The organism is Arthrobacter sp. Y3223065 (assembly GCF_059090885.1).
Genome location: NZ_JBNHGC010000005.1, coordinates 16,733 through 43,091 on the forward strand (window position 1 = coordinate 16,733; position 26,359 = coordinate 43,091).

Sequence of the window (26,359 nt, forward strand, 5' to 3'; positions counted from 1 at the left end):
AGGCGAGAGGTCCGGCTCCTCGGTCCTGCGAAAGAGTCAGCCATGGCAGGAACAGTCGAGGCGACCTTCGAGCGGCCCGGCACGTAAATCTATGTGCGGTGCTTGTCCCTTTAAACCCCTTCGCGGCGGGCATCGGCCCAGTTCTCGGCGGCTGCCAGATGCCGCCGCGCCGCGGCCACCACCGCATCAGGCTGGGGATAGCGCCAGGTCCGCTCAAGCTCGGCGAGTGTTTCTACGGCAGCGCGCCGTGCAAGAGCCAATACCATCGAATCGCCGGTGGCAATTCTGATATCCGGTGTCTCGCTCATGCCATGTATTCGAGACCGGCGGCCGCACGGATTGGGCGTCTTGCAACCTGGGCGGCGGTGCATGAATCGCCCCGCCACACCATGCCCGTCTCGCATACACCCTGGTAGGCGATCTATTGATGTTGAAGTTTGCGTTGGAGGCGGAGAGGCAGGGCAGCATGTTCAATGGCCGGTAGCTCACCGGCGGATAGCGTCATCCGTAAGGACGACCGGACGGACGCGAAGATCATCCCGCAGTGCGGTGTGCGGCCGGCCGGCGGTCCGTAACGTATTCAGTGGCCCCCGGGAATCCGGGCGCTCTTCCAATCCACGAAGGACGGTTCAGATGATCGAGGCACAGGGCCTGGTCAAGGTCTACGGAAACAAACCGGCAGTGCAGGGCGTCTCCTTCACAGTGCAGCCCGGCCGGGTGACCGGTTTTCTGGGGCCGAACGGCGCCGGCAAGTCCACGACCATGCGCATGATCATGGGACTGGACCGTCCCACCTCGGGTGACGTCCTGGTCAACGGCAAACACTACGCCAAGCACCGGGCACCGCTGCGCGAAGTCGGCGCCCTGCTGGACGCCAAGGCGGTACACACCTCCCGGACCGCGTACAACCACCTCCGGGCCATGGCCGCGACCCACAGCATCCCCACCAAGCGGGTGCGCGACGTGATCGAACTGACCGGCCTCGGGGCCGTGGCCAAGAAGCGCGTCGGCGGCTTCTCGCTGGGCATGGGGCAGCGGCTGGGCATCGCGGCCGCCCTGCTCGGGGATCCGCAGACCATCATTCTGGACGAACCGGTGAACGGGCTGGACCCGGAAGGCGTCCTCTGGGTGCGCAACCTGGTCAAGACACTTGCCGCGGAGGGCCGGACGGTGTTCCTCTCCTCGCACCTGATGAGCGAAATGTCGCTGACCGCAGACCACCTGATCGTCATCGGGCGCGGCCGGATCATCGCCGATGCGCCCATTCAGGACATCCTCAACAACCGGGCTCAGCGGGTGCGCGTACGCACCGACCGGCCCGACGTCCTCACCCGCGCGCTGGCCGGGGAAGGGGTCACCGTTGAAGCCCGCGAGCCGGAACTGCTGGAGGTCAGCGGCGTCCCTGCGCGGGCCATCGCCGAGACGGCCCTCGCCCAGCAGGTGCTCGTCTACGAGCTGACCCCGCTGCAGGCGTCCTTGGAGGAGGCCTACATGGACCTGACCAAGGACGAAGTCGAATACCACTCCGGCCCGGTGGCCGATGTACACGAAAATGCCGGCAGCGCAGGGTCGGGACGGCACGCTGCCGTCGCCGCCGGCGTCGGCCAGGAAGGAAAGTGACCATGAGCGCTGCAACCCTGACCCCGCAGGCCGGCCGTGTCACCGGCCCCGGCGTGAGCTTCCCCCGGACGTTGAAGAGCGAGTGGATCAAGTTCACCACGCTGCGCTCCACCTGGGTGCTGCTGGCCACCACCGTCGTGGTGATGGTCGGCATCGGGTTGCTCGGCGGCTGGGGCGTCGCCACCGGCATGGAGCAGATGGAGGCCGCCGGCCAGGATCCGGCCGCCGCCGGCATGGATGAGTCCATCCTCTACCTCATGACCAGCGGCGGGATTGACTTCGGCCAGCTGATCATCGGGTCGCTGGGCGTGCTGCTGATCGCCTTCGAATACTCCACCGGCATGATCCGCTCGACCATGACGGCCGTGCCGTCCCGGCTGTCGCCGCTGTTCGCCAAGGCGCTGGTCGTCGCCGTCGTCGCGGCCGTCGTCGGAATCGCTTCCAGCTTTGCCACCTATTTCCTGCTGCAGCCGATCCTGGCCAATTACGGCAGGGAATTCGGGCTGGACGTGGAAAACCTGGTCCAGTCCATGCTGCTGTCCGGCCTTTATTTGGCGGTGGTGGCGTTGATGGCGCTGGCGCTCGGATCTTTGCTGCGCAACAGCGCCGGCAGCATCGTCACGCTGGTCGTGCTGCTGCTGGTGCTGCCGATCGTCGCCCAGATCATCCCCTTCGACTGGGTGCAGGACGGCGTGATGCCCTACCTGCCCTCCAATGCGGGACGCCAAATGCTCATGCTCGAGACGGCCGAGGGCGACTTGACCCAGTGGCAGGGCGGGCTGGTCATGGCCGCCTGGGCCGCAGTGCTGCTGGCCGGGGCGGCCGTGACCACCAAGACGCGGGACGTCTAGGCGCGGCCGGGCTCGACGCGTGACTCATCAAGCCTCGGTGAAGGAGGCGGCGGAACGAACGGCCGCCGTCTCCTTCACCGAAATATCGTCCAGGCGCCGGGGCCCGATCCGGCGCTACTTCCATACCCACCCCGTGGTCACGGACTGGGCGCTGGTCGCGATCCACGTGCTGTTCGGGCTGCCCAATGCCCTGACCACCGCGCTCGACGGCGAATGGCCGCCCCTGCTGCTGCTGTTGGCCGGCGGGGCCGCGCTGGTCTGGCGGCGCCGGGCACCGCTGCTGGTGCTCGCGGCGATTGCCGTGGTGGACATGCTGATCGTGGTCTTGACCAGCACCGGCAGCGGTTCGCTCGCCATGTGGTTTGCCGTCTACACGGTCGCAACCACCCGGCCGGCCGTCCGCTCCCTTGCCGCGGCGGTGCTGGCGGCCCTGCCCATGATCGTGGCGATGGCGGTCCGGATGCCGCCGGAGATCACCAAACAAATCGCCACCGGCGATGTTCCGGGGTATGTGGGGCTGGTGTTCGGCCTGGTGCTGATCCTGGCGAACATTATCGCGGCGGGCATCGGTGTCACCGTGCGCCGGGACCGGCTCCATGATGCCGAGCTGCAGAGCTGGGCGGACGACAACGCCCGGCTGGCGTCCGCGACCGAACGGACCCGGATCGCCCGGGAGATGCATGACGTGGTCGCGCACTCGCTCTCGGTGATGATCGCCCTCTCGGATGGCGCCGCCGTCGTGGTCCGCAAGGACCCGGAACGCGCCGGCGAGGTTTTGGACCAGCTCTCCGCCACCGGCCGGTCGGCACTGGCCGACATGCGCAGGGTGCTGGGCGTGCTGCGCGGCGCGAACGGTGCCGACGATGCTGCCCCGCTGGCGCCGGCACCGGCCGGGGATCAGCTGACCGGCCTGCTGGACGGCTTCCGGGCCGCCGGCTTGCCGCTGCGCACGGTGATGGCCGGGCCGCCACTCCCGGAAGACCAGAATTTCCGGCTCATCGTCTTCCGCATCGTGCAGGAGTCGCTGACCAACGTGCTGCGCTACGCCAAGGACGTGACCCGGGTGGATGTTGCCCTGGTTCGGGACGGCGACGCCGTCCACATCACGGTGGCCGACGACGGCCGGCAGGTCGGCCCGGTCGACTCGCTCGGGGCCGGGCAGGGCATTCCGGGCATGCGCGAGCGGGCCGCCGTCTACGGCGGCCGCGTTGCCAGCGGTCCGCGGTCCGGCGGTGGTTGGATGGTGGAGGCAACACTGTATTGGCCCGGAGAGGAAAACGAGAGTGTCTGAGAGCACGGACGGCAGCGAGGCCGGGCCGGTAAGGGTGCTGCTGGTGGACGACCAGCCGCTGCTGCGGATGGGCTTCAAGCTCATCTTGGAGGGCGAAGACGACGTCGCGGTGGTGGGGGAGGCGTCCGACGGCGCCGAGGCGCTGGAGTTGGCGCGGTCGCTCTCCCCGGACGTGGTGCTGATGGACGTCCGGATGCCGGTCATGGACGGAATCGAGGCCACCCGGCAGATCGTCGCCGCCGGACTGTGCGCGCGGGTGATCATCCTGACGACCTTCGACCTGGACGAGTATGCCTTTGCCGGGCTGCAGGCCGGGGCCAGTGCCTTCCTACTCAAGGACGTGGCACCGGCGGAACTGGTCCGGGCGGTGCGCCTGGTCTCCACCGGCGACGCCGTGGTGGCGCCGCGGGTGACGGCGCGCCTGCTGGAGACCTATGTGCGCGGCCTGGCCCCGGGCGGCAGCCCGGCCGCGCCGCCGCAGCGCGACCCGTTGCTGGATGACCTGACGCCGCGTGAACTGGAAGTGCTGCGGACCATCGCGGAGGGGCTTTCCAACGCGGAGATCGCCCACCGGTTCTTCCTCTCGGAGGCAACCGTCAAAACGCACGTGCGGCGGATCCTCGCCAAGCTGCACCTGCGCGACCGGGTGCAGGCCGTGGTGTACGCGTACGAGACCGGACTGGTGGTGCCCAGCCTGGGGCTGGACTACTGAGAGCGCCGATCCCGGGCGGCGGTTCCTGCCTGTGGCGGACAGCGCTTCCGGCCGCACGGGCCTGTGGAGGAGAGGTCCGCGCGGCGGATTCACGAGCCCGGACCGCCGTCCGGTACCATTGGTAAGTCTGTGCTGTCAGCGCTGGCTGGTATTTCCTGTGACAATAGCCAAAACACACGGAAGTCGCCGCGCGGTGGCAGGCAGGCAACGCAACAGAACCTCCTGTTACGGAAAGACCGTGACCGCTTAGCCCGAAGGAGGTGGGTTCACAATGCGTGCTTATGAACTGATGGTAATCATCGACCCCGAGGTCGAAGAGCGTACCGTAGAGTCCTCGCTCGACAAGTTCCTCAACGTTGTCCGCAACGATGGTGGAACCATCGACAAGGTGGACATCTGGGGACGCCGCCGGCTCGCCTACGACATCAAGAAGAAGTCAGAAGGCATCTACGCGGTGGTCAACTTCACCGCCACTCCCGCCACTGCTGCTGAGCTTGACCGCCAGCTTGGTCTGAACGAGACCATCCTGCGCACCAAGATCATCCGCCCGGAGGAGCAGAAGATCTCCGCTGAGTAATCAGCTGTGATCGCCGCACCCGTTCCGGGAGCGGCTTTGACGAAGACATTCCCGCGCGCCGCCGGCAAGCGGGACTAGGACATCAGGAGGCAACATGGCAGGCGAAACCGTTATCACGCTCGTCGGTAATCTCACCAACGATCCCGAGCTGCGGTTCACCCCGTCCGGGTCCGCGGTAGCGAACTTCACCGTTGCATCCACGCCGCGGACCTTCGACCGCCAGTCCAACGAATGGAAGGACGGGGAAACCCTGTTCCTCCGGGCGTCGGTTTGGCGCGAAGCTGCCGAGAACGTCGCTGAAACCCTGACCAAGGGCATGCGCGTGATCGTTCAGGGCCGGCTGAAGTCCCGTTCGTATGAAACCAAAGAGGGCGAAAAGCGTACCGTCATGGAGCTTGAGGTCGACGAAATCGGCCCCTCGCTGCGCTACGCCTCTGCCAAGGTCACCCGTACCCAGCGCTCCGGCGGTGGCCAGGGCGGCTTCGGCGGCGGCCAGGGCGGCTTTGGCGGCGGCGGCTTCGGCGGAGGCCAGAACCAGGGCGGTTGGGGCGGACAGCAGTCCGGCCAGCAGCCCGCCCCACAGGACGATCCCTGGGGCGCACCGGCCGGCGGCTCGTCCGGCGGCTGGGGCAACGGTCCGGACTCCAACGAACCTCCCTTCTAAAACAAACCCCATCCCGTGGAAAAGATCCACGGGCTCCACAAGATAAAGGAGCTCCACGATGGCTAAGGCTGAAATTCGTAAGCCCAAACCAAAGTCCAATCCCTTGAAGGCCGCTGACGTCACCGTCATCGACTACAAGGACGTAGCTTTGCTGCGCAAGTTCATCTCTGACCGCGGAAAGATCCGCGCCCGCCGCGTGACTGGCGTCACCGTGCAGGAGCAGCGCAAGATCGCACTGGCAATCAAGAATGCCCGCGAAGTTGCCCTGCTGCCCTACTCCGGCGCTGGCCGCGGCTAAGCGAAGCGAAGAGGAGAGAGTACTGACATGGCAAAGCTCATTCTGACCCACGAAGTGACCGGTCTCGGCACTGCTGGCGATGTCGTCGAGGTAAAGAACGGTTACGCCCGTAACTACCTTCTGCCCCGCGGCTTCGCCCTGACCTGGACCAAGGGCGGCGAGAAGCAGGTGGAGTCCATCAAGGCTGCACGTGCCGCTCGCGAGATCGCATCCCTGGAAGACGCGCAGCAGCTCGCTGCCCAGCTGTCCGCCAAGCCGGTCACGCTGACCGTCAAGGCAGGCGAGTCGGGCCGCCTGTTCGGCACCGTCAAGCAGGCCGACGTGGCTTCCGCTGTCGAGGCCGCCGGCCTCGGCGCCATCGACAAGCGCAAGGTCGAACTGACCGAGCACATCAAGTCGGTGGGCGACTACCAGGCGACCGTGCGTCTGCACGAAGAGGTCTCCGCCGTCATCGACCTCAAGGTCGTTGCTGGCTAACAGCCTCGCTGTCGCTGCAGGCCGGGTCCGTTCAGGACCCGGCCTGCAGCGGTTAACGCCCGGTACGCTGTAGGACGTGAGCACACATCAGTTCAGCCAGGTGGACGTCTTCGCAACCGGACCGTGCACGGGCAATCCGCTGGCGGTCGTGTCGGACGCCGGTGAATTGCGCGACGAGCAGATGCAGCGCTTCGCCAACTGGACCAACCTCTCCGAGACCACCTTCCTCCTGCCGCCCGAGAGCGCGGAAGCCGATTACCGGGTCAGGATCTTCACGCCCAGCGGTGAGCTGCCCTTCGCGGGCCATCCCACGCTGGGTACGGCCTACGTCTGGCTGGCCGCGGACGGGCAGCCGAAGGCCGGGGGAGCGATCGTGCAGGAATGCGGAGCCGGCCTGGTCAAGGTCAAGCACGACGGCGGACGGCTGGCTTTCGCTGCTCCGCCGCGGCGGCGGACCGGGCCGCTCCCCGAGGGGAACGTCGCAAAGATCTGTGCCGCGTTGGGGATTGAGCGCGGCGACGTGCTGCGCCACCAGTGGGCGGACAACGGCCCCGAGTGGCAGGCCCTGCAGTTGCGCGACGCCCGGGCCGTCCTCGACGTCGTGCCCGACTATTCCGCCCTGTCACCGTTCGGCGTCGGTCTGATCGGCGCCCACCCCGGCGGCTCCGACGTCGACTTCGAAGTCCGCGGGCTGATGGGCTTCGAGGACCTTCCGGCGGAGGACCCGGCAACCGGCAGCCTGAACGCCGCGCTGGCCCAGTGGCTGATTGCCGAGGGCGCCGCACCCGCCGCGTACTCCGTTCGCCAGGGAACAGTGCTCGGCCGCGACGCGCGGGTCTACATCGACTCCGACGGCGGCGATGTCTGGGTCGGCGGGACGGTAGAGACCGTGATCGGCGGGACTGTGGAGCTCTGACCCGGCTGCCCTAACGCTGGCTTTGCAGGGACTCGTGGTCGGTGGTGGTCATGTGCCGGTAGCCGAGCGCGACCAGATCCCTGAGCACGTCAAGGTCGATGTCTTCGAGCTTGTTGACGTAGAGGCACGCGGCACCGGTTTTGTGCTTGCCCAGGCGCTCCAGCAGCGGCGCGGAGCCCGGCGCGTACGTCAAGCCGTACAGCGCCAGGTTGGCCTTCCGCGGCGAGAAGCCCACGGCGGCGGCGTCACCCTCGTGGCCGCTCGCGTATTTGTAGTGGTAGCTGCCAAAGCCGATGATCGAGGGGCCCCACATGACCGGCTCTAGCCCGGTAACCTCCCGCATGAGGCTCACCACGGTCTCGCCGTCCCGGCGCCGCACGGGGTGCTCCACTGACGCTAGAAACTCGTCGACGGGTACGTCCGTGGGTGCAGTCTTGTTCTCGGCCATGGGTGAAGTGTTCCAGAAAGCCCTGCCCGCTGCCAGCACCGCCAGGACCCGGGGCCGTTGCGGCGCCGGTCGGGGGCGTGCTGACCCGTGGCTAGGGCTCCTCGTCCGGCTCGATCAAATCCACGAATTCGCGCGCTTCCACCTCGGTCGCTTCCGAGTGCTCCAAGAGCAGCCGGATGGCGCCGTCGCGATCGCCTCCAAGGGCCGCGGTGCGGATGCGCTGAAACACGTCGTCGTTCAGGCGGGTGCTGGCCACCTCCCTGATGGTGTCGCCCTTTGACACGATGGCCCGGTACCGGTAGCCGGCCGGCTCGGGAAGGGGTGTGGGAGCGGGCTCCTCCGGCGGCACAACCTTTTCCGTGGGGTATGCGGGGGACTGGGGCTCCTCGCCCTGTGACGGATCTGCAGCGGCTGCCTGCCGCGGTGCCTCGTCCTCAAGACGCGCCGGCGGCACCTCCCGGGGCCCCTCGTGCTTTGGGCGCGCCGGGGGCGCCTCCGGGCGGGGTGCCGCGTAGGGCTGCGGGTGCGCGGACATCTGTGCGACGGCGGAGGTAGCCTCCCTGAGCCCCGCACCGGTGGCGGTCCGGTATTCGCGAATTGCAGCAAAAGCTTGTCCCTGCGCAATCAGGGCGTAGACGGCGGTATGTTGCTGCTGGTTCAAACGCCCGCTGGCCGCGGCGGCGGCTTCCTGGGTCGTGGCAGGTGCCGGCCTCGCCGACGATCCGCTCCCCGGGCGGGGCCCGCGGGCTTTGTTGCGTGAGACCAACCGCATAATCACCAGGCCGATCACGACCACCAGTACGGCGATGAGCAACGGCACCACAAATTCCATACTTGAATCGTACGTCCCGCACGATGGCCCGCGCGCCAACAGTCATCGAAAGCGGGCATCACAGCCCTGTAATTCACGCCTGTGGATAACCGGTGGATAACATTTGCCCTACGCGTCTATTCCGGATCTGTCAACCGCAAAAATGGCCGGAAAATCAACAGTGAACTTCTTTTTGTCCACACCCGGTGGATAGCGTTTCCGCAGGTCAGGAGCGGGTTACTCGCGAGTTCAGCATTGTTTCCACAGCTCTGCGCACAGCCTGTGCACAAGAGACGCCCACTGATCCACATTTTATCCACAGGGTCAGTGGATAACTCGCTTGGTAGCAAGGGGGAAGGGGGCTACCGTTGCCGGAGTATCCCCCTTGGAGCCGCGCGCTTAATGGCAATCTGCGCGCCCACGACGATCCGACGAAATGGTCCGATCCGGCTGGTAGTTCTGGGTCCAGGGGGATACGGTATCCGGTTCGAGGAGCAAAGAAAGCAGGCAGCGGTGTCATTAGCGCACGCGGATTCGGCAACAGGTCGGGATTCCGAATTCGGCCGCACGCCGCCGCAAGACCTGGTGGCCGAACAGTCGGTCCTGGGCGGCATGATGCTCTCCAAGGACGCCATCGCCGACTGCGTTGAGGTGCTCCGCGGCGTGGACTTCTACCGGCCCGCCCACGAAAGCATCTACGAGGCCATCATCGACCTCTACGGCCGTGGCGAACCCGCCGACGCCGTCACCGTTTCCGACCTGCTGACCAAGCGCGGCGAAATTTCCCGCATCGGCGGGCCCGCCTATCTGCATACCCTGATCCAGTCCGTCCCCACGGCCGCCAACGCGGGCTTCTATGCGGAGATCGTCCGGGAACGTGCCGTGCTCCGGCGCCTGGTCGACGCCGGCACCAAGATCGTCCAGCTGGGTTACTCGCAGGACGGCGAGGTCGACGCCATCGTCAACCAGGCGCAGGCCGAGATCTACGCCGTCGCCGAGCGCCGCACCGCCGAAGACTACGTCCCGCTCAAGGACATCATCGAAGGCACCGTCGACGAAATCGAATCCGCCGGCCACCGCGGCGAAGGCATGACCGGCGTGCCCACCGGCTTCTACGAACTCGACGAGCTCACCCAGGGGCTGCACGGTGGGCAGATGATCGTCATCGCGGCGAGGCCGGCCGTTGGCAAATCCACCTTCGCACTGGATTTTGCGAGGTCTGCCGCGATCAAGAACAACATGACCACGGTCTTCTTCTCCCTGGAAATGGGCCGGAACGAAATCGCCATGCGCCTCCTCTCCGCGGAAGCCACCATCGGGCTTCAGGACCTGCGCAAGGGCACCATCAAGGACGAGCAGTGGGGTAAGATTGCCACCACCATGGGCCGGATGAATGATGCGCCCCTGTTCATCGACGACAGCCCCAACATGTCGCTGATGGAAATCCGCGCCAAGTGCCGGCGGCTCAAGCAGCGGCACGACCTGAAGCTGGTGGTGCTCGACTACCTCCAGCTGATGTCCTCCGGCAAGCGCGTCGAATCACGCCAGCAGGAAGTCTCGGAGTTCTCCCGTGCCCTCAAGCTGCTGGCCAAGGAACTCGAAGTCCCCGTCATCGCGCTCTCGCAGCTGAACCGTGGCTCCGAACAGCGTACGGACAAGAAGCCGATGGTGTCCGACCTTCGCGAATCCGGTTCGATCGAGCAGGACGCGGACATGGTGATCCTGCTCCACCGCGAGGACATCTACGACAAGGAATCCCCGCGCGCCGGCGAAGCCGACGTCATCGTTGCCAAGCACCGTAACGGCCCGACCAAGACGATCGTGGTCGGTTTCCAGGGCCACTACTCACGCTTCGCCAACATGGCGGTTGAGCACGGATAGCAGCTGTAGGGTCTCAGCCCGGTTGTCGTTTTCGACCTTTGGGGAGGGGTTCTACCGGTGCCCTGCTGGCTTGAGGGCGCCGTGGTCGTGGGCCAGGCGGGTGGCGGCATGGGTGATCGCGTCGGTCATCAGGCTCAGCGCCTCCAGATCGACGTTACTGAGGTCATCGCCTGGCCGGTGATAGTTCGGATCGCAGGGCCGCTTCGCGGTGCCGCCGAAGAGGCGGGCCTGCTTGGTGGTTTTCTTCTCGTCGTCTCCGGTGTACAGCCCGCCCACGGCGACACCCTTCTTGACGAACGACAACTGATCCGAGTCCATGTCCCAATCCGTGGCGACCCAGGGCTGGTCGTGGGTGTCGAAGTAGTCAGTGAAGACGTCCATGATCTCCGTCGAACCTTCGGGCACGTCGTGATGGGGTTTGGCGTCCCGTGCGTCGTAGACCCCGATGATGGGGTTGGGCGAGGCGATCATGTCGAAGTTCAAGTAGACGGCGATCCTGTCGAGTGCCTCGCTGTCGCTCTTGGCCAGGTGCTTGACGTAGTGCCGGGACCCGTACTCCTTCTTGTACTCCTCGGCCCCCCACCAGGCGAAGCGCACCGTGTTGCTGAGGCCCTCCTGCCGGCCGAGCGCTTTGGCGGCCTCCAACACGGCCGCCACCCCGGAGCCGTTGTCATTGATCGCCGGACAGCCCGGCACCCCGTCGAGGTGGGCCCCGAGCATGATCACGTTCTCATCGCTGCCGGATGCGGTCTCGGCGAGGATGTTGAAGGTCTCGATCTGCTCGCCGCGGTGTTTGAAGGTGAAGTACTGGCGCGTGCTGCGATAGCCGGCGCTGGCGAGTTGGCGTTCGACGTACTGGGCCGCGGCCTCGTACCCGGAGGTGCCGGTGGCACGATCGCCGTGCTCCTCGGCCAGCGCCTGGAACTTCTCCAGGTGCTCGTAGGCGGCGGGAACCTTGCCCGGTGAAATGACGAGACCTGATCTCAGGCGCCGGCTCAGCTTCATATCGTCCCTATCCAGTACGACACGGAGACGGTGGCAGTCTAACCTCCCGGTGCAGGTCAGCGATACTCTGGCGGCCGGTCTGCGGGGGTGAGGATCAAGTCCCCCGGACCGTCGGCCCGGTGACCGCCTGATCCGAAAGTCTGCCTCCCGGCGTGTCGCAGTGTCGCCGGTGGGAGCATTAAAAAGGGGAATTTCGAGGAAGGAATCGGAAATGGCAGGCGGATCAGGGCTGATCGAGCGGTTCTACCGGGAAATTATGGAGAGGGGAAACTTTGACCTGATCGACGAGTTGGGCAGCGAAAACTACACGGATCATGAAGAGCCCATGCCCGGACAGCCGCCCGGCTTGGACGGCATCAAGTTCTACGTCAACATGTTCAGGTCGGCCTTCCCCGACCTCAGTGTGAAGGCCATCGAGCCTACGATGGTCGACGGGGACCTGGAGGCAGCCCGTGTCGTCCTCACCGGCACTCACCAGGGCGAGCTCATGGGTACGGCTCCCACCGGCAACACAGTGGAGTTCAGCGGTATCGACATAGTCCGCATCCAGGACGGTAAGGTGGTCGAGCACTGGGGATCGACCGACACGCTAAAGATGCTTCAGCAGATCGGCGCCGTCCAGATGTAGCTGTCCGCAACGCTCCAAGAGGGCCTAGGCGCGGGTGCGCTTAGGCCCTCTTGTACCTCCACTGCGTTTTCGGCACGCAGGTCGCTTCCCCGGCGCGGACGGATCGGTACGCCACAACCGAGCAGGGCCGTGCGCCCCTTCTCGCCTCCGCGCTGCTGCGAGCAGCGCTATGTCCCTTGGCCTGATCAGACCAAGACGCCATGACGGCGTCGCGCTGGACCTATCCGCACCCTAAATGCTTTCCCCAACGGCCCGCGCGAAGCGGGTTATGGCATCCGAATGCCACACGTGATGAGCAGCGAAACCCGTCGAGCATTGGCGCGTTGACGCCTTGCCTAGACGGCTCTCCTTCGACGACCTCCGGATCACACTACTGCGCCAGTCAGGCACCGGAAGTCATCACCCTGGCCCGGGAAGGCAGGCAATACCTTACAAGACGTCTTGCCGTGATGCACACCATAGTGTTACTTGACATGCTGTAAAGCTTCCGGGCAGACTGTGTTCCACGCCTCACTGCCGAGGCGCGGCTCTCCGAAGCTATGGGCGTCCGTATCGTCCGCTTCCAAGCCCGCCCCCAGGACGATCAAAGGAGCACACCGTGACCGCACCGATCGAAGCAGACATCGACATCTGGGATGACGACGTCCTCGTCGACCCCTACAGCACCTACGCCGCCCTGCGCGAGCAGGCCGGGGTCGTGCGCCTGCCGAAGAATGACCTCTACGTCCTGACCCGCTACGACATCATCCGCGACGTGCTCGCCGACCCGGAGGCGTTTTCCTCCACCAGCCTTGGCTTCAACCCGATGGTGAACGAGGCATTGCAGGGCACCTCGCTGGCCTCCGATCCGCCAACGCACACCCAGCTGCGCGCGACCCTGTCGGAGAACCTCACGCCGCGCGCTCTGCGCGGACTGAAGGTCACCATCGACGAGAAAGCGGACAAGCTCGTCGCCGAGCTCATCGCCAGCGGCAGCTTCGAGGCCATCGACTCCCTGGCACGCGCCTTCCCGCTCGAAATCGTCGCCGACCTCATCGGCTTTAGCGGCCATGTGAAGGACAACATGCTGCGCTGGGGGCAGGCCGCGATGCAGGTCCTCGGACCGATGAACCACCGCACCCAGGAGAACTTCCCGATCGCCGGCGAGCTCTACGGCTGGTGCTCCTCCGTCACCGCCGAGGACCTCGTACCGGGGTCGATCGGTCGCGGCATCTTCGACGCCGAGACCCGCGGCGACATCCCGGAAGGAGCCGCCGGGCATATCATCCACCAGTACCTGGGCGCCGGCGTCGACACCACGATCGCCTCAATCGGGAACATCGTCGCACTCTTCGGCCGCCATCCTGAGCAGCTTGAGCTCGTCCGCCAGAACCCGGAGCTCGTGCCCGCAGCGTTCGCAGAGGTGCTGCGCTACTGGCCCCCGATCCACGTCTGGGGCCGGACCGCGACCCGCGACGTTGAAATCGATGGAGCAACCGTTCCCGCAGGAGCCCAGCTGGGCATCCTGTTCGGCGCCGGCAACCGCGACCCGCGGCACTACGAGAATCCCGACGTCTTCGACGTCACGCGCAACCCGGTGGACCATCTCGCCTTCGGCTACGGGCCGCACGGGTGCGCCGGCCAGGGCCTGGCGAAGCTTGAGGCTCACGCGATCATCGAGGCCCTGGCCCGCCGGGCGAAGGTGTTGGAAATCGGGGACGAGGTCCGGGTGCCCAGCAACATCACCCGCAGCCACGAACGGCTCGACGTCGTGAAGGTGGTGGCAGTGTGAGGATCGAACTTGACCGCCCCCGCTGCGAAGGGCACGGACTCTGCGAGGAAGCCGCACCGAAGCTCATGCATTTGGACGACGACGGCGAATTGGTGATCGACGTCCCCGTGGTCGACGGGGCGGAGCTGGCCGCTGCGAAAGCCGCGGTACGGGTGTGCCCGGTGGCCGCGCTGCGGCTGGCGGAAAAATGACAATGCGGCGGATCGTCGTCGTCGGCAACGGCATCGCCGGACTCACCGCCTGCGACTCGCTGCGCTCGCACGGGTTCGACGGCGAGTTGACCGTCGTCGGCGCCGAGCCGCACCACCCGTACAGCCGTCCGGCCCTGTCGAAGGCGCTGCTGCATGGCGACGGCGGGCTGCAAGCCCACGAGCTGCCCGAGCCAACCCACGAAGCGACCGAACTTCTCGGTGTCAGCGCGGCAGGCATCGACCCGGAAGCCAAAATCGTCCGCACCGACGGCGGCGGGGAGCTGCCGTACGACGGTTTGGTCATCGCCTCCGGTTCACGGGCCAAGCGGCTCGCCGGGGGTCCGCCGCCCGAGGGCGCTCCCCGGGAGCTCACCCTGCGCACGATCGAGGACGCGGTGGCGCTCAAGCAGCGGGTCGCGGGCCGCCCCTCGGTGATCGTGGTCGGCGGCGGACCGCTGGGCATGGAGGTCGCCTCAAGCTGTCTGCACGTCGGCTGCACGGTCACGCTGGTCTCCGATGTGAAGCCCCTCTCGCGCCAACTCGGTGACCACCTGTCCGGGATCTTCACGTCTGCCGCCGCCCGGCGCGGGCTGCGGTTTGTCAGCGGCAGCAGGGCGCGACTCCTTGACTCCGGCTCGGGGATTCGGGTTGCCCTCGCCGACGGTACCCAGCTCGAGGCGGACCTCGTCGTCACGGCCATCGGCGACGAGCCGAACATCGACTGGCTGGCCGGTTCGGGTCTCCTCGTCGATGGTGCGCTGCGCGTCGATTCACGCGGCCGGGTCCGTCCGGACGTTGTTGCCGCCGGTGATGTGGCGTTCTTCCCGACCGGCCGCGGCGTAGGGCGCGTGCCGTTATGGACCAGTGCCATCGACCAGGCCAGGGTCGCGGCTGCCAGCCTGCTGAAAGGCGACGCGGCGCCAGAGCTCGACTTCCAACCGTACTTCTGGACCGAAGGTTTCGGGCTGTCCCTCAAGGCAATCGGCTTCACACCCGTGACCGGGGCGCCCGACCACCTGGAGCCGGGCGGCGAGACCGACTCGATGCTGCTGCACTGGGAGAAGGCGGGCGGCGGCCCCGGGACCGCGGCGGCGATCAACTACCGCATCCCCATTCCCAAACTGCGGCGGCTCGCCAACACGGGACCCTCGGCGCTGCAACCGGCTCCACCGGTAAAGCTGTGAGCAGGTGTTACTCCTGACCGCACGTCAGGGTTCCAGTGGCAGCAGGGGTGCCGTTCTACCGAATAGGCGTGCCTGCACCACGGATAGGACTGCCTCATGCCGTCGCTGCGAGAAGCCCAGAAGCAGCTGACCCGCGACAGGATCGTCGAACGGGCGCTCGAACTATTTATCGACAAGGGTTACGCCGCGACGACGATCGACGATATCGCCGCCGCTGCCGGCACTACCAGGGTGACTTTCTACGCGTACTACCCCTCGCGGAGCGATCTAATGAGGGACTTCATGGCCCGGGTCAATGCGGTCCTTGAACGCGCCGGCGGACCGGATGACGCGTCGACGGCCCCCGAGCTCGTGGACGTGGTCCGCGCGGGCGAGCTCGCGAGCATCCTCGACTGGCTCGAGTCGCGCGCGGCACTCTGGCCCGTCTTCCGCCCCTACTTGGACGTCCTCGACGAGGCCGCTGCCGTCGACCGCGAAGTGCGGGCCCTGGTCATGGACTGGCGTGAGGAAGTAGTCTCCGACCTCATCCGCGGCATGCAGCAGGCCGGCCGCTTTCCGGAGGAGACGCGCCACGTCCGCGGAACGCTCGCGTTCACCCAGCTCAACTACGTCTCCACCCTCTGGACGAGCCGCAAATCCAAACCAAACCGTGACCGGGCGCTCGGGGTCCTCGCGGAAAGCTGGTACCACCTGCTCTGCGACGAAGGCTGAGCCGACGACCCCCTGCAGAGGATGCCCATCCATGGGTCGCACTGGCCGGGAGGCCGCCTTTAGTCGGACGACCTATCCGACGGTGGAATATTTCCCCTGATATATGTGTTTGCATATACATCAGCTGCCCGGGAGGATTCCGGACGGATCCGTATTAATTCAGGGAGGGTTCCATGACCGCCAACACTTCGGGTCTGCACCACGTCACCGCGATTGCCGGTGACCCGCAGGTTAACATCGACTTTTACATCCAGGGCCTCGGCCTGCGGCTGGTGAAGAAGACCGTTAACTTCGATGACCCTTCCACCTACCACCTGTACTACGGGGACGAAGCCGGCCGCCCCGGCACGCTCATGACCTTCTTCCCCTGGGGCGGAGTGCCTGCCGGCCGGATCGGTGCGGGACAGTCTACGTCGACCGCGTTCTCCGTGCCCGAAGGGTCTCTGGGATGGTGGCAGGACCACTTCAAGGGTCTGGGCGTGGAATCCGCGATCACACGGGTCTCCTCCGACGAGGAGCGCCTGTCGCTGCGCGATCCTGACGGCCTGCGGCTGGACCTGATCGCTTCGTCCACCATTGATCCGCGCAACCCGTGGGACTCGGCTTCCGTGCCCGCCGAATATGCCGTGCGGGGCCAGCACTCCTCGGTGCTGACCGTCAAGGATCCCGCGAAAACCGTAGACGTGCTGACCAATGATTTGGGCCTTCGCCTTGTCGGCGAGATGGGCAACCGCACCCGCCTGGCGGCAGGCGAGGGCGGCCCCGGGAACATCGTCGACGTCATCGCGGACCCGTCTGCGCCGCGCGGTCTGACCGCCGGCGGCACCGTGCACCACATCGCCTTCCGGGTCCCGGACACCGAAACCCAGGAAAAGTGGCGGCAGGACCTGGCCGAACGCGGCTTCCAGGTCACCGCGATTTTGGACCGCCAGTACTTCACTTCCATCTATTTCCGCGAACCCGGGGGAGTGCTCTACGAGATCGCCACGGACACTCCGGGCTTCGACATCGACGAACCGCTGCTTGAACTGGGCCGCTCCCTGAAGATGCCGCCGTGGCTTGAGCCCGGCCGCGAAGCCATCGAACAGTCAGTCGCCAAGATTCAGTTGCCGGCCGAAAACAACCCGGCCCTGGCCGGGAAGTAAGGAGCAGGGGATGGGCACCGCCGCACTTACCGGCTGGCAGCACCTCTACCACCCGGGCAACCCCGGCTCGCCGGTGCTGCTGATGCTCCACGGCACCGGCGGCAACGAACACGAAATTTCGAAACTGGCCTCGGAAATCGATCCTGACGCAGGCGTACTGGCTCCCCGCGGACAGGTCCAGGAACACGGCATGCTCCGCTGGTTCCGCCGCCGCGCGGAAGGAATCTTCGATATCGACGACGTGATCGCCCGCGCCGGGGACCTGGCAGCCTTCATTGCGGCTGCCCGGGAACACTACGAACTGGGTGGCCGCCGAATCGTGGCGGTGGGCTTCTCCAACGGAGCCAACATCGCCCTGGCCACTGCGCTGCTGCACCCGCAGGCCCTCGACCGGGTAATTGCACTGTCGGGCATGTACCCGCTAGGAGACCGTCAGAGCCCCGAGGACCTCTCCGGCAGCCAAATTTTGGTCCTGAACGGTGATAACGATCCCATGGCCCCGATGGCGAGCGTCAAGGACCTCATGGCGGCGCTGGAACGGCAGGGCGCCGACGCGGAGCAGGTCCTGCGTCCGGGCGGACACGGCATAGAGCACGCCGACCTCGCCGCTACCAGGGATTGGCTGAATCGGCTCTCCTGACGGGAACTGAGAGGGGCGGGCTACGGTCCGCCCCTCTTTCCTGAACCTTTGGTAGGACCCGACGGAAGTCGACGACGAAGAGACCGTTGGGACACTAGGAGACCGGTTCTTCTCCGGCCCAAGCCGCATGCAGCAACGGCAGCAGATTGCCCGCGTTGACCGGCCGTGGATTTGATTCCGGGATGTACGGCAGGATCAGTTCCACCGCCTCCTCAAGGTCGGATTCCTTCAGCCCGTAATCCTTCAAGGCCTGCGGGGCGTCGACCGTTGACCGCAGGTCTTCCAGGCCCTCCGCCGCGGACCCGGCCCCGAACGCGGCGGCAATCCTCTCCGCAGCGCCACTGGCGGCTCCGGCATTGAATGCCAGTACGTGCGGTAACACGACGGCGTGCATCTGGGCGTGCGGGAGTCCGAACCGGCCGCCGAGCACATGGCAGATCTTGTGGTGCATCCCCGAGCCGGCGCTGGCGAACGCCACCGCGGCCAAGTACGCCCCGTACAGGGTGTCCTCACGCCCGGGGAGTTCCTGCGGGGCGGCCTTGACCGTCGGCAAGCCCCGGGCCAGCGCGCGGATGCCCTCTGTTGCCAGTGCGGCGTTAATCGGGTCGGCCCGGGGTGCCCACAGCGAGTCAATGCAATGGGCCAGGGCATTAAGCCCGCTGGCAATGCTCAGTTCCCGGGGGAGCGACAGCATTAAGCGCGCGTCGTAAACCACCGTTTCGGGCAGTACGCGCCTGTCCACCCCGGTGGTTTTACGCCCGTTCTCGGTCAGGCCCCAGACATTCGTGGCCTCCGAACCGGCATAGGTAGTGGGAACCGCCACGATCGGTAATCCCAAGGTCAGGGCCACGGCCTTGGCCAACCCGGTCGCCGACCCGCCGCCAAGACTCACCAGCAGATCAATCCCGTGTTCAGCAGCGTGCCGCCGGGCTTCCTCGGCCGTCTCAACCGGAACATGCTGCGCAACGTCGCCAAAGACAAAAGCGGCATCGAGACCCTCAAGCACTGCTCCGTTGCGCTCCCGCTCCCGGTCACTGGCGATCACCATCACCCGCCCCGCCTCGCGCCGCTGAACTTCCTCGGAAAGGAATTGGGCCGCCCTTCCGGCACCGAACAGCACTCGCTGCCCCAGGGTCTCGTGCTCAAAAACCAATCTCTGGCTTAACGTCATCGACTGCCCTTTCTTTTGTTCCCTCACTACCGCGAAGGAAAACAGCGGACCATCTCTTCATGGAAGCGTTTGCCCCTGGAGGGGTCTCCTGCGGCTACTTTCCCACAGGCGCGGGTTGGCATCACAACCCCGGCGCCCAGTCGGGCTGGCGGGAATGCACGCGGCAGGGCAACGGTGCGCTCCGCTTGAGCCAGGCTTCACAAGGAGGAGCCCGGTGAAGAGGGACACCACACCCAAGGGCGGCGAATGGGCCGGTCCCCCCATTGGTTCGTCCCCACGCCAGCGGCTGCCCGTGGAAGGCTATCGGGGGCGCTGTCAGAGTTTCAGGCCGCGAGGGTTTCCGGTGCTTCTGTACCGGGAAGTCAGGATTGGATACAAGCCAGGCCGATGTGGTGGTTAACCGTCTGCGGACCCGCGTGATGCGGGTCCGCAGACGGTTTCAAACTGTTGGTCAGAGCTCACCAGGCAGTTCGAGGCTTACGCTGAGCGCGCGCTCAGTCGGGCCTCGTCGCTGCTCGGTGCGGTGTGCTGAGTTAGTGCTTGTGCTTGCAGTGCCCATGATGGTCGCATTTCTCCGGTTCGGCTGCGACCCGGTAGATCGTTCCGTTGGCGTCTTCGCTGACCAGCATGTCGCCGTCTTGGGTGATCGTGATGCCGGTGGGGCGGCCGAAAACCCGTTCTTCATCCAGCGCGAACCCGGTCATGAAGTCCACGTACTCCCCGGTCGGCTCGCCGTTGACCATGACGGCCCGGACCACTTTGTACCCGGTCCGGTGTTCACGGTTCCAGGACCCGCGCAGCGTGGCGAAGGCATCACCGTGGTACTTACGCGGGAACGCTTCGGCGTCGTAGAACTGGACTTGCAGGGTGGAGGAATGGGCCTGGATCAATACCTCGGGCGCGATGACCTCGTCCTGCAGGTCCGGGCGCTCACCGGCGTGGGCGGGGTCCTCGAAGCCGCCGGTGTAGAACCACGGCCAGCCATAGAACCCGTCCTCCTGCACGGTGGTCAGAAAGTCGGGCGGGACGTCGGCGCCGAGATGGTCGCGTTCGTTGCCCGTGCACCACAGTTCGTCGGTGGCCGGTTGGATGGTCATGCCTGAGCAGTTACGCAGCCCGGTGGCGTAGTTCCGGACGTTCTCGCCCTCCGGGTCGAAGACGCGGACTACGGCCCGGTCCTCCTCATCGGCCCAGGCAGCGCCCCGTCCGTGGGTGGCTTCCCAGTCCTGGATTTCCTCGGCGGTCTTCTCCGGCATGTCACCGGCGACATTGGAGGCCGAGCCGATCGAGACGAAGAGGTGCTCCCCATCCGGGGCCACGGCCAGATCCCGCGTCCAGTGCCGCTCGGTGGGGATGTCCGGGATGATCGCCTCGGCCGGCCCGGCGGCCACGCGGTCGCCCTCACTGTAGGGGTAGCGCACGACCTGGTCTGCCGCGGCCACGTAGACATACTCCGGGTTCTCCTGGGGGTAGAACGCGATGCCGAAGGGCCGATCAAGGCCTTCGGCAAAGACTTCGGGCTCGGCCGAGAGTTCTCCATCGGCGTCGGCGGCGAAGACCAGGACGCGCCCGGCGCCGCTCTCGGACAAGAAGACGTCGCCGTTGGGGGCGAGGCGCATGACGCGGGGCTGGTTGAAGCCGCTGGCGAATTCCTCCACCTCAAAGCCCTCCGGAACCTCCGGCATCACCCCGGCGGGCCGATCGACCACCGTGGGCTGCCGTTCGAAGTCGGGTGCTTCGGGGTCCCCTTCGTTGACCGGCGGGGGCAGCTCCTCGGCTCTGATCCAATGCCGATCGCCGGGTTGGTCCTGTTCCGCAGGCGCCGTGACCAGGGGCGCCGGCGAGGCGGCAGCGGTCGAACCTGGCAGCAAGGACATGGACAGCAGCAGAGCTACGGGGATTGAAGAACGCTTCAAAAATATGGACGTGCGCATAGTTTCCTCCGCGAAACTATGGGGTGATGGCATGCCGCTCCGGCTGCCTCGCGCGGGCTTGCAGAGCACCTGCCACCGCGGTGATTTCTCGATTTCTCACCGTTCGGGGGTGCCTGCGCGAAGAGCCGAACGGGAACGCCGCCAACAATGTGGCGGTCACGGTTAAGAGGGGAACTGATTGCGACGTCGATCACGTCAGCTCAGAGCATACTGGGCACAGGCGGGCTGCTGCAACGAGGTGCATGAGCTTCCTCGGAAGATGCGGCACAGATTGAAGATGGGGTACAGATTAGGATCCCCCAAATCACGCCCCCTTGAAGGCGGAGGGAGTCCGGACCTTAGTCCGACGTCCCTGCGAATTGGTTTCGTTCAGTGACGGAAGGCGGGGCTATGCTCCGTCCCGTCTCAGGATGCGCCCTTCGCCCCCGGGCTGGCTTCCGGATCGAGGCCGGTGCCTTCGCGGCCAGGTTCAGGGGCCTCAGGATCGTCAGCCGCCAGCTCCTTGACCTCGGACTTGAAGATGCGCATCGACTGTCCCAAACTGCGGGCCATGCCGGGCAGTTTGGGTGCTCCGAACAGCAGCAGGAGCACCACCAGCAAAATGATGCGCGCCATGGGGTTGTCGAACAACCGTGCCATCGCGGGATTCCTTACGTTCGCGGGGAAGGATCAGCGCTGTGCGGCGCGACCTCGACCGCCGTTTCGTCGGTCGAGGTCGCCAACGAAATGCTCAGGCGTTATCCTGCCGTCGGGCTGCTTCGCGTCCCGCCAAGTAGCCGAACACCAGTCCGAGCGAGATCGTCCCGCCGGCGCCTCCGTAGAACCCCTTTGTGGGTGCGCCGCCCGCGTTGCCGGCGGCGTACAGGCCCTCAATAACCTTGCCCTCCATGTTCAGGGCGCGCCCGAGTGCGTCGGTCTTCGGCCCTCCGACGGTGCCTAGCGCGCTGGCCTCGACCTTGAGCGCGTAAAACGGCGCAGTGTCGACCGGCCCCAGCACGCTCGACTTGGGGCTCTTCAGCACCGGTCGGATGATCTTCGCCAGGGGCTTGACCACCACGGAACGGAGGCGTTCGGGATCGTTCCTCTTTGCCACCCGGCCGGCTAGCTTGCTCGCAATCGGACCGACGGCCTTGGCGATGAGCACCCTGGCCTTTGCGGTGGCGGCGGGGAAGCGCGCGTCCGGCGAGTTCTTGCCCAGCCGCGGATAGTAGGCACCGAAGTAGCGGTCGAACATCGTGTCACCGCGGTTGAACTGCGGGTCGCGTCCCCGTGCGGCCTCGGGGTTGAAGCGGTCAACGGTGCGGAGCAGTCCCACCTCGTCGACGCCGATCTTGGCCGCCAGTTCCGAGAGGGTATCGGCGCGCTGGAGGTACTCGGGCACTTCTCCGCCCGGTGTGATTCCGAAAATCCCGAACTTCTCCCAGTAGTTCTGGTCGAAGATCAGCCACGCGGTGGCGTTAGGCATGGTGCCCGTCTCCGGGTCGACCTCGCGCATAATCTGCCCGAACTGGTCATAGGCCAGCGCCTCGTTTGCGAAGCGCTCACCCTTGCTGTTCACCATGATGCTGTGCGGCAGTGCCCGCTCACCCAGGAACACGCGACTGAGCGGCTGGCCTTCCAACTCTTCACCGGGCAACTGCACCCCCGGCATCCACCAGGCGTCTTCCATCCCGGTCAGGTCGGCGCCTACCTCGTTGGCCAACTGCACCGCGATGCCGTCGTGGCCCTTCGGTGAGACCTGCACGCCGAAGGGCGCGTCGAGGTAGGTGGTGGTAACCTCGTCGGAGCTTTCAAACCCGCCGCTGGCCAGCAGGACTCCCTTGGTGGCGCGCACCGTGTGCTCTTGACCATCGGCTCGTACGACGATCCCCCGCACGCCCGACTCGTCCGTCACGAGCCGAACTGCGGGCGCCTCAACACGTACGTCGACGCCGTTGCGCAGGCTGCCCTCGAGCAGGGCGCCGACCAGTGCCGGTCCCGCGAGCCAGACGTCGTCGATGCCGATGCCGCCCAGCAACCAGAACGGGAGCGGGTTCTTGGCCATGCCCGTCGTGAGGGCCGGCCGCACGTACTTTGCGGCTTCTCCCAGTCCCTCGGGGGAGTAGGGGCCGGGGAAGAGCGCCCGGCCGACCGACGCGCCGTCAATGTCGGAGCGGTAGTCCGGCCAGATGGTCGGGATCCACCCGAAGGAGGTGTGCTCTTCGATGAAGCGGGCGACGTCGGGTCCGGCTTCCAGAAACTTTTCCACCAGGTCGTGGTCGAGAACCTTGTCCCGACCCTGGCCGTAGATGTAGCGCCGGGCCTGGTCCAGGTTGTCCTTGACCTTGAGGTCCTTGGTCGAGAAGCCGTGGTTGGGGATCCAGGCGGCACCCGCGGAGATGCCGGTGGCGCCTCCGACGAGTTCCCGGGACTCGAGAACGAGAACCCTTGCGCCCTCCCTGGCAGCGGTGAGCGCCGCCATCAGGCCAGCCCCGCCGGAACCGACGATTGCTACATCTACCTCGTCGGGGATGCCCTTTTGGGATACTGTCCCGATGGAGCCGCTGTGCCGAGTCGAACTGTCAACCACGATTTCCTCCTTACAGATAGTCCCCGTCACCTGGCCTCACCGGTTCAGCGAGGCGCTGCAAACATGCGACGGACGCTTGTCACAGCAGCCCTCGGGAGTGCGAACCGATGCAGGTCCAGGACGAGTATATGCAGTACATGCATATGCATCTACTCTAGTGCCAATAGTTGACATGTCAACTTTTCGCTCCTCCGTCTCCATCACATCAAGGACCATGCCAAGTGTCGAATTCCGGGAGTGCGTTCGATCCGATTACGGACCTTGGCCGCCACCGACTTCGCTGTCAGCTGTTCGCCGGCAGGACCGTGGGGGACATCGCCTGGCCCCGGCGTGCCGTCCGGGACCAGTGGCGCCTCGCAGGGCACGCGCTGCGGAGAAGGGTGCCGATCGCGGGGAACGCGATCGTGTTCATTGTCCTGGGGATCGTCATGGCCGCGACGGGCATGGCCGAGCATCTGGCCACCACTGCCGCGCAGGGCGGTTACGGTTTCGTCGCCGCAATCCCGGCCCTGGGAGCCCTTGGCAGGTACCTCACCGGCTCGAACACGGGTGCCGCTGCAATGTTTTCCACCGCAACCACGACGGCGGCCACCGGTCTCGGCGCGAACCCGCTGGTCGCGCTCGCCGGGCAGAATGTGGCCGGGTCGTTCGCCATCATCGCGTCGCCGCCACGAATAGCCCTCGCTGCCGGCATCGCGCTCGCTCCGGGTGAACATCTCCCTCGAAGCCGTCTCCGGCGCCCGCTCCATCACCTCAACCGAAAGGAAACTCCCTGATGCGCCACACACCCAGCTACCTCATGACGGAGCCCAACGAAGTCAAGCGCCTCATCCGGAGGCACCCTTGGGCCACCTTCGTTTCCGCGACCAGCAACGGACTGATCGCCTCCCACTACCCGGTGCTGCTCGAGGAAGACCGCGACGAGATCTCAATCGTCAGCCACTTCGGCCGCCCGGACGACACCCTGCACGAACTTGGCAGGCACGAAATCCTTGTCATCATCCAAGGTCCGCACGATTACGTTTCCCCCAGTTGGTACGCGGCCGGCGATCTCGTACCCACCTGGAACCACCTCACCGCACATCTTTATGGCATCCCGGAAATTCTCAGCGACGACGAGAACTACGAAATGCTCACGCGTCTCACCAAGCACTTTGAGCAGCACCACCCGGGCGGTCGGCATTTGAGCGAAGACGAACAGGGAACCCGACGCGCGGCGAAGGGTACCGTCGGGCTGCGGATGCGCGTAGAACGCTTCGACGCGAGGGCCAAACTCAGCCAGAACAAGCAGCCGGACGTGGTGCAGAATGTGATTGATCATCTGAATCAGCAAAATCCCCACCTCGCCCACGAGATGAGACGAATTCACCTCCCTCCTGCCGACTAGGCAAAGTTCCCGGCCATCCCTTACCGACTACCGGGGGACGAGTATTTGCGGGGTGCAAAAGTCCGGCCAGCTGCCCGGCCTTGCCGGGGCGGCGTTGGCGGCTGGCTGATTTCCATTCGTGCCGAGCTTTCCGTAACCATCGCCGGACAAGGAAAAACCCGGAACTGTTGCCCGCGACTCATTCCGCACATACCCTGAGCTCAACGACAGGAGACCGGCATGGAATTCGCCATCATCATTGCAATCCTTTGTGCGGCGTGTATTGCCTGGGTGGTTTTGGGTGCCCGCGCTGACCGCCGGCCAGTAAAGAGTGCCCGGGCTCCCGTGAACACGGATGCCGCCAGCACGGGAGCTTTTGGAGCCACTGCCTATGGAGGAGATGCCGGAGGCGGCGGCGGCGACTGCGGCTGACAGGAAACAACGAAGCCCGGACCGTCATCGGTCCGGGCTTCTTGCTGCGGTCCCAGCAGCCGGGCGATCTGCGGCGGGGCTGGCTGCTGCCGGTGCGGCCAGGTCAGGCTGCGGACCCTGGCCGTGGCAGTGCATTTACCCCGTCTAGTCGCCGCGTCCGGCTTCAGTACTGATGCATAGCCGGTTGCCTTGGGCATCAGTGGCAACTACCCACATGGGCGCATGTTCATCATCGAGTGTTGCACCAACGCTTACCAGGGCATCCAGAGTCGAGGCGCTTTCGCTGAAGGGGACGGTGACATCCACGTGAAAACGATTCACGTTGGGACTCTGGGAGTCCTGAAACCAAACGGCCGGACCCCTGCCATAGGGATCGGTCAGGCTTCCGTCTTCATGCATCTTGTAGCCCAGTGCAGTTCGCCAGACTTCCGAGATGGCTTCCGGGGCATCTGTGTCTATGGCTATCTCCACCGTACGCAGGAGTTCCGGGAGGGGCGTGACGCCAGTGGCTTGGGCCTGCTTCGATATTGAACGGGCCAGCGTTACGTCACGCGCCGTCACCCTGTCTCCGGCGTCATGCGAAGTTAGCGTGACGAACAATGTGTCGTAGCGCCAGTCCACATCAGGGTGGTGGTCGGATTCCTGTGCCAGCTGACCAATAGTGGAAAGCAAGTCCAAGGCAGTTGCGGATGATTCGCATCTAATTGCGGTCCGCAAAGCACCCAAACCGTAGCGCCAATCCGGCAACTGGAGCAGATTTGCTTGAATCTGCTCCTGGTTCAGAACATCTCTTGCTTGCATAACTTTCTCCTCTAGGTTTCGAGTTAGAGCTTGAAACCTTCCAAAGTATCTTGGATGCCCGGGGGCGCGCTCTCCAATCCGGGAGCTCGGTCACCGGGAATGCTGTGTGTAACGATATCCGGAGCCCGTAGTTATGGTGATTCATGCCAAGATGAACGCGGCTATCCCCAACGAGCGACCGGGTTCAGCTGTTGCTGATGAGGCATGGGGTACGTTACTAGGGAGGCGGAACCTGGGTCTTGATTCGGTTCTGGAGTCTGGTGGG

28 protein-coding genes are annotated in these 26,359 nt (G+C 65.6%); 19 read left to right on the forward strand and 9 right to left on the reverse strand.

The window, feature by feature from the left end:
- Nucleotides 1-110 precede the first annotated feature (110 nt).
- On the reverse strand, nucleotides 111-308 hold the full coding sequence (locus AC5RUK_RS13405; RefSeq protein WP_494107071.1) for a hypothetical protein: 198 nt from the start codon (nucleotides 306-308) through the stop codon (nucleotides 111-113).
- 325 nt (nucleotides 309-633) lie between these two features.
- Between AC5RUK_RS13405 and AC5RUK_RS13410 the strand changes: the two genes are divergently transcribed.
- The 9 genes from AC5RUK_RS13410 (at nucleotide 634) to AC5RUK_RS13450 (ending at nucleotide 7,406) form a co-directional block, all read left to right on the forward strand.
- Complete coding sequence (locus AC5RUK_RS13410; protein ID WP_494107072.1) at nucleotides 634-1,620, forward strand: ABC transporter ATP-binding protein; 987 nt, start codon at nucleotides 634-636, stop codon at nucleotides 1,618-1,620.
- Between the two features lie 2 nt (nucleotides 1,621-1,622).
- Nucleotides 1,623-2,471 (forward strand): ABC transporter permease, encoded by an 849-nt coding sequence (locus AC5RUK_RS13415; RefSeq protein WP_494152461.1) that lies wholly within the window; start codon nucleotides 1,623-1,625, stop codon nucleotides 2,469-2,471.
- 19 nt (nucleotides 2,472-2,490) lie between these two features.
- Nucleotides 2,491-3,762, forward strand: coding sequence for a sensor histidine kinase (locus AC5RUK_RS13420; protein ID WP_494152462.1), 1,272 nt, complete (start codon nucleotides 2,491-2,493; stop codon nucleotides 3,760-3,762).
- A complete protein-coding gene (locus tag AC5RUK_RS13425) occupies nucleotides 3,755-4,474 on the forward strand; it encodes a response regulator (protein ID WP_494152463.1) in 720 nt (239 codons plus the stop codon). The genes AC5RUK_RS13420 and AC5RUK_RS13425 overlap by 8 nt, the downstream gene beginning before the upstream one ends.
- A 271-nt stretch (nucleotides 4,475-4,745) precedes the next feature.
- Complete coding sequence (rpsF, locus tag AC5RUK_RS13430) at nucleotides 4,746-5,051, forward strand: 30S ribosomal protein S6 (protein WP_136787676.1); 306 nt, start codon at nucleotides 4,746-4,748, stop codon at nucleotides 5,049-5,051.
- A 94-nt stretch (nucleotides 5,052-5,145) separates the two neighbouring features.
- The gene (locus AC5RUK_RS13435; protein ID WP_493988327.1) at nucleotides 5,146-5,715 is read left to right on the forward strand and encodes a single-stranded DNA-binding protein; all 570 of its coding nucleotides are present in this window, start codon (nucleotides 5,146-5,148) and stop codon (nucleotides 5,713-5,715) included.
- A 58-nt stretch (nucleotides 5,716-5,773) separates the two neighbouring features.
- Nucleotides 5,774-6,013, forward strand: coding sequence for a 30S ribosomal protein S18 (rpsR, locus tag AC5RUK_RS13440; protein WP_136787674.1), 240 nt, complete (start codon nucleotides 5,774-5,776; stop codon nucleotides 6,011-6,013).
- Nucleotides 6,014-6,040: 27 nt separating this feature from the next.
- Nucleotides 6,041-6,490 carry a 50S ribosomal protein L9 gene (rplI, locus tag AC5RUK_RS13445; RefSeq protein ID WP_493988326.1) on the forward strand — a complete coding sequence of 150 codons (450 nt, stop codon included), beginning with the start codon at nucleotides 6,041-6,043 and terminating at the stop codon, nucleotides 6,488-6,490.
- A 76-nt stretch (nucleotides 6,491-6,566) separates the two neighbouring features.
- Nucleotides 6,567-7,406 (forward strand): PhzF family phenazine biosynthesis protein, encoded by an 840-nt coding sequence (locus AC5RUK_RS13450; protein WP_494152464.1) that lies wholly within the window; start codon nucleotides 6,567-6,569, stop codon nucleotides 7,404-7,406.
- Nucleotides 7,407-7,416: 10 nt separating this feature from the next.
- On the opposite strand, the gene AC5RUK_RS13455 is transcribed toward AC5RUK_RS13450, so the two are convergent.
- The gene (locus tag AC5RUK_RS13455) at nucleotides 7,417-7,854 is read right to left on the reverse strand and encodes a DUF1801 domain-containing protein (protein WP_494152465.1); all 438 of its coding nucleotides are present in this window, start codon (nucleotides 7,852-7,854) and stop codon (nucleotides 7,417-7,419) included.
- 91 nt (nucleotides 7,855-7,945) lie between these two features.
- Nucleotides 7,946-8,686 (reverse strand): hypothetical protein, encoded by a 741-nt coding sequence (locus AC5RUK_RS13460; RefSeq protein WP_494152466.1) that lies wholly within the window; start codon nucleotides 8,684-8,686, stop codon nucleotides 7,946-7,948.
- A 492-nt stretch (nucleotides 8,687-9,178) separates the two neighbouring features.
- Here AC5RUK_RS13460 and dnaB point away from each other — a divergent pair, with 492 nt between their 5' ends.
- Nucleotides 9,179-10,546, forward strand: a complete 1,368-nt coding sequence (gene dnaB / locus AC5RUK_RS13465; RefSeq protein ID WP_493941666.1) for a replicative DNA helicase — start codon at nucleotides 9,179-9,181, stop codon at nucleotides 10,544-10,546.
- A gap of 51 nt (nucleotides 10,547-10,597) precedes the next feature.
- Here dnaB and AC5RUK_RS13470 read toward each other — a convergent pair whose 3' ends face one another.
- Nucleotides 10,598-11,551 (reverse strand): M20/M25/M40 family metallo-hydrolase, encoded by a 954-nt coding sequence (locus tag AC5RUK_RS13470; protein WP_494152467.1) that lies wholly within the window; start codon nucleotides 11,549-11,551, stop codon nucleotides 10,598-10,600.
- 211 nt (nucleotides 11,552-11,762) lie between these two features.
- On the opposite strand from AC5RUK_RS13470, the gene AC5RUK_RS13475 reads away from it, so the two are divergent.
- The 7 genes from AC5RUK_RS13475 to AC5RUK_RS13505 all read left to right on the forward strand — a co-directional run bounded on the left by AC5RUK_RS13475 (nucleotide 11,763) and on the right by AC5RUK_RS13505 (nucleotide 17,821).
- On the forward strand, nucleotides 11,763-12,179 hold the full coding sequence (locus tag AC5RUK_RS13475; RefSeq protein WP_493988321.1) for an ester cyclase: 417 nt from the start codon (nucleotides 11,763-11,765) through the stop codon (nucleotides 12,177-12,179).
- A 598-nt stretch (nucleotides 12,180-12,777) separates the two neighbouring features.
- Nucleotides 12,778-13,950, forward strand: coding sequence for a cytochrome P450 (locus AC5RUK_RS13480; protein ID WP_494152468.1), 1,173 nt, complete (start codon nucleotides 12,778-12,780; stop codon nucleotides 13,948-13,950).
- Complete coding sequence (locus AC5RUK_RS13485) at nucleotides 13,947-14,141, forward strand: ferredoxin (protein ID WP_493988318.1); 195 nt, start codon at nucleotides 13,947-13,949, stop codon at nucleotides 14,139-14,141. Before AC5RUK_RS13480 ends, AC5RUK_RS13485 begins: the two co-directional genes overlap by 4 nt.
- Nucleotides 14,138-15,325, forward strand: coding sequence for an NAD(P)/FAD-dependent oxidoreductase (locus AC5RUK_RS13490; protein ID WP_494152469.1), 1,188 nt, complete (start codon nucleotides 14,138-14,140; stop codon nucleotides 15,323-15,325). Before AC5RUK_RS13485 ends, AC5RUK_RS13490 begins: the two co-directional genes overlap by 4 nt.
- Nucleotides 15,326-15,421: 96 nt before the next feature.
- Nucleotides 15,422-16,036 carry a TetR/AcrR family transcriptional regulator gene (locus AC5RUK_RS13495; RefSeq protein WP_494152470.1) on the forward strand — a complete coding sequence of 205 codons (615 nt, stop codon included), beginning with the start codon at nucleotides 15,422-15,424 and terminating at the stop codon, nucleotides 16,034-16,036.
- Between the two features lie 173 nt (nucleotides 16,037-16,209).
- Nucleotides 16,210-17,181: a ring-cleaving dioxygenase gene (locus tag AC5RUK_RS13500; RefSeq protein WP_494152471.1), complete on the forward strand. Its 972-nt coding sequence runs from the start codon at nucleotides 16,210-16,212 to the stop codon at nucleotides 17,179-17,181.
- A gap of 10 nt (nucleotides 17,182-17,191) precedes the next feature.
- Nucleotides 17,192-17,821 carry an alpha/beta hydrolase gene (locus AC5RUK_RS13505; protein WP_494152472.1) on the forward strand — a complete coding sequence of 210 codons (630 nt, stop codon included), beginning with the start codon at nucleotides 17,192-17,194 and terminating at the stop codon, nucleotides 17,819-17,821.
- A gap of 94 nt (nucleotides 17,822-17,915) precedes the next feature.
- Here the strand turns inward: AC5RUK_RS13505 and AC5RUK_RS13510 are convergent, their stop codons facing one another.
- The 4 genes from AC5RUK_RS13510 to AC5RUK_RS13525 form a co-directional block, all read right to left on the reverse strand.
- Nucleotides 17,916-18,992: a maleylacetate reductase gene (locus AC5RUK_RS13510; RefSeq protein WP_494152473.1), complete on the reverse strand. Its 1,077-nt coding sequence runs from the start codon at nucleotides 18,990-18,992 to the stop codon at nucleotides 17,916-17,918.
- Nucleotides 18,993-19,525: 533 nt separating this feature from the next.
- Nucleotides 19,526-20,869, reverse strand: a complete 1,344-nt coding sequence (locus AC5RUK_RS13515; RefSeq protein ID WP_494152474.1) for a PQQ-dependent sugar dehydrogenase — start codon at nucleotides 20,867-20,869, stop codon at nucleotides 19,526-19,528.
- A gap of 462 nt (nucleotides 20,870-21,331) precedes the next feature.
- Nucleotides 21,332-21,565 (reverse strand): Sec-independent protein translocase subunit TatA, encoded by a 234-nt coding sequence (tatA, locus tag AC5RUK_RS13520; RefSeq protein ID WP_494107090.1) that lies wholly within the window; start codon nucleotides 21,563-21,565, stop codon nucleotides 21,332-21,334.
- A gap of 91 nt (nucleotides 21,566-21,656) precedes the next feature.
- Nucleotides 21,657-23,495, reverse strand: a complete 1,839-nt coding sequence (locus AC5RUK_RS13525; protein WP_494152475.1) for an FAD-dependent oxidoreductase — start codon at nucleotides 23,493-23,495, stop codon at nucleotides 21,657-21,659.
- Between the two features lie 221 nt (nucleotides 23,496-23,716).
- Between AC5RUK_RS13525 and AC5RUK_RS13530 the strand changes: the two genes are divergently transcribed.
- Nucleotides 23,717-24,271, forward strand: a complete 555-nt coding sequence (locus AC5RUK_RS13530; protein WP_494152476.1) for an L-lactate permease — start codon at nucleotides 23,717-23,719, stop codon at nucleotides 24,269-24,271.
- Entirely contained in the window at nucleotides 24,271-24,882 is a 612-nt protein-coding gene (locus AC5RUK_RS13535) for an FMN-binding negative transcriptional regulator (protein WP_494152477.1), read from the forward strand. Before AC5RUK_RS13530 ends, AC5RUK_RS13535 begins: the two co-directional genes overlap by 1 nt.
- A gap of 555 nt (nucleotides 24,883-25,437) precedes the next feature.
- Here AC5RUK_RS13535 and AC5RUK_RS13540 read toward each other — a convergent pair.
- On the reverse strand, nucleotides 25,438-26,094 hold the full coding sequence (locus tag AC5RUK_RS13540; protein WP_494152478.1) for a 4a-hydroxytetrahydrobiopterin dehydratase: 657 nt from the start codon (nucleotides 26,092-26,094) through the stop codon (nucleotides 25,438-25,440).
- Between the last annotated feature and the right edge of the window lie 265 nt (nucleotides 26,095-26,359).

What these genes read in the sequence shown, in the direction of transcription:
- AC5RUK_RS13455 (WP_494152465.1), bottom strand. Translation starts at nt 7,854, where the DNA reads ATGGCCGAGAACAAGACTGCACCCACGGACGTACCCGTCGACGAGTTT.
- AC5RUK_RS13470 (WP_494152467.1), bottom strand. Translation starts at nt 11,551, where the DNA reads ATGAAGCTGAGCCGGCGCCTGAGATCAGGTCTCGTCATTTCACCGGGC.
- AC5RUK_RS13495 (WP_494152470.1), top strand. Translation starts at nt 15,422, where the DNA reads ATGCCGTCGCTGCGAGAAGCCCAGAAGCAGCTGACCCGCGACAGGATC.
- AC5RUK_RS13500 (WP_494152471.1), top strand. Translation starts at nt 16,210, where the DNA reads ATGACCGCCAACACTTCGGGTCTGCACCACGTCACCGCGATTGCCGGT.
- AC5RUK_RS13410 (WP_494107072.1), top strand. Translation starts at nt 634, where the DNA reads ATGATCGAGGCACAGGGCCTGGTCAAGGTCTACGGAAACAAACCGGCA.
- rpsF (WP_136787676.1), top strand. Translation starts at nt 4,746, where the DNA reads ATGCGTGCTTATGAACTGATGGTAATCATCGACCCCGAGGTCGAAGAG.
- AC5RUK_RS13505 (WP_494152472.1), top strand. Translation starts at nt 17,192, where the DNA reads ATGGGCACCGCCGCACTTACCGGCTGGCAGCACCTCTACCACCCGGGC.
- AC5RUK_RS13460 (WP_494152466.1), bottom strand. Translation starts at nt 8,686, where the DNA reads ATGGAATTTGTGGTGCCGTTGCTCATCGCCGTACTGGTGGTCGTGATC.
- AC5RUK_RS13475 (WP_493988321.1), top strand. Translation starts at nt 11,763, where the DNA reads ATGGCAGGCGGATCAGGGCTGATCGAGCGGTTCTACCGGGAAATTATG.
- AC5RUK_RS13435 (WP_493988327.1), top strand. Translation starts at nt 5,146, where the DNA reads ATGGCAGGCGAAACCGTTATCACGCTCGTCGGTAATCTCACCAACGAT.
- rpsR (WP_136787674.1), top strand. Translation starts at nt 5,774, where the DNA reads ATGGCTAAGGCTGAAATTCGTAAGCCCAAACCAAAGTCCAATCCCTTG.
- AC5RUK_RS13535 (WP_494152477.1), top strand. Translation starts at nt 24,271, where the DNA reads ATGCGCCACACACCCAGCTACCTCATGACGGAGCCCAACGAAGTCAAG.
- AC5RUK_RS13415 (WP_494152461.1), top strand. Translation starts at nt 1,623, where the DNA reads ATGAGCGCTGCAACCCTGACCCCGCAGGCCGGCCGTGTCACCGGCCCC.
- tatA (WP_494107090.1), bottom strand. Translation starts at nt 21,565, where the DNA reads ATGGCACGGTTGTTCGACAACCCCATGGCGCGCATCATTTTGCTGGTG.
- AC5RUK_RS13490 (WP_494152469.1), top strand. Translation starts at nt 14,138, where the DNA reads ATGACAATGCGGCGGATCGTCGTCGTCGGCAACGGCATCGCCGGACTC.
- rplI (WP_493988326.1), top strand. Translation starts at nt 6,041, where the DNA reads ATGGCAAAGCTCATTCTGACCCACGAAGTGACCGGTCTCGGCACTGCT.
- AC5RUK_RS13510 (WP_494152473.1), bottom strand. Translation starts at nt 18,992, where the DNA reads ATGACGTTAAGCCAGAGATTGGTTTTTGAGCACGAGACCCTGGGGCAG.
- AC5RUK_RS13540 (WP_494152478.1), bottom strand. Translation starts at nt 26,094, where the DNA reads ATGCAAGCAAGAGATGTTCTGAACCAGGAGCAGATTCAAGCAAATCTG.
- AC5RUK_RS13405 (WP_494107071.1), bottom strand. Translation starts at nt 308, where the DNA reads ATGAGCGAGACACCGGATATCAGAATTGCCACCGGCGATTCGATGGTA.
- AC5RUK_RS13515 (WP_494152474.1), bottom strand. Translation starts at nt 20,869, where the DNA reads ATGTCCTTGCTGCCAGGTTCGACCGCTGCCGCCTCGCCGGCGCCCCTG.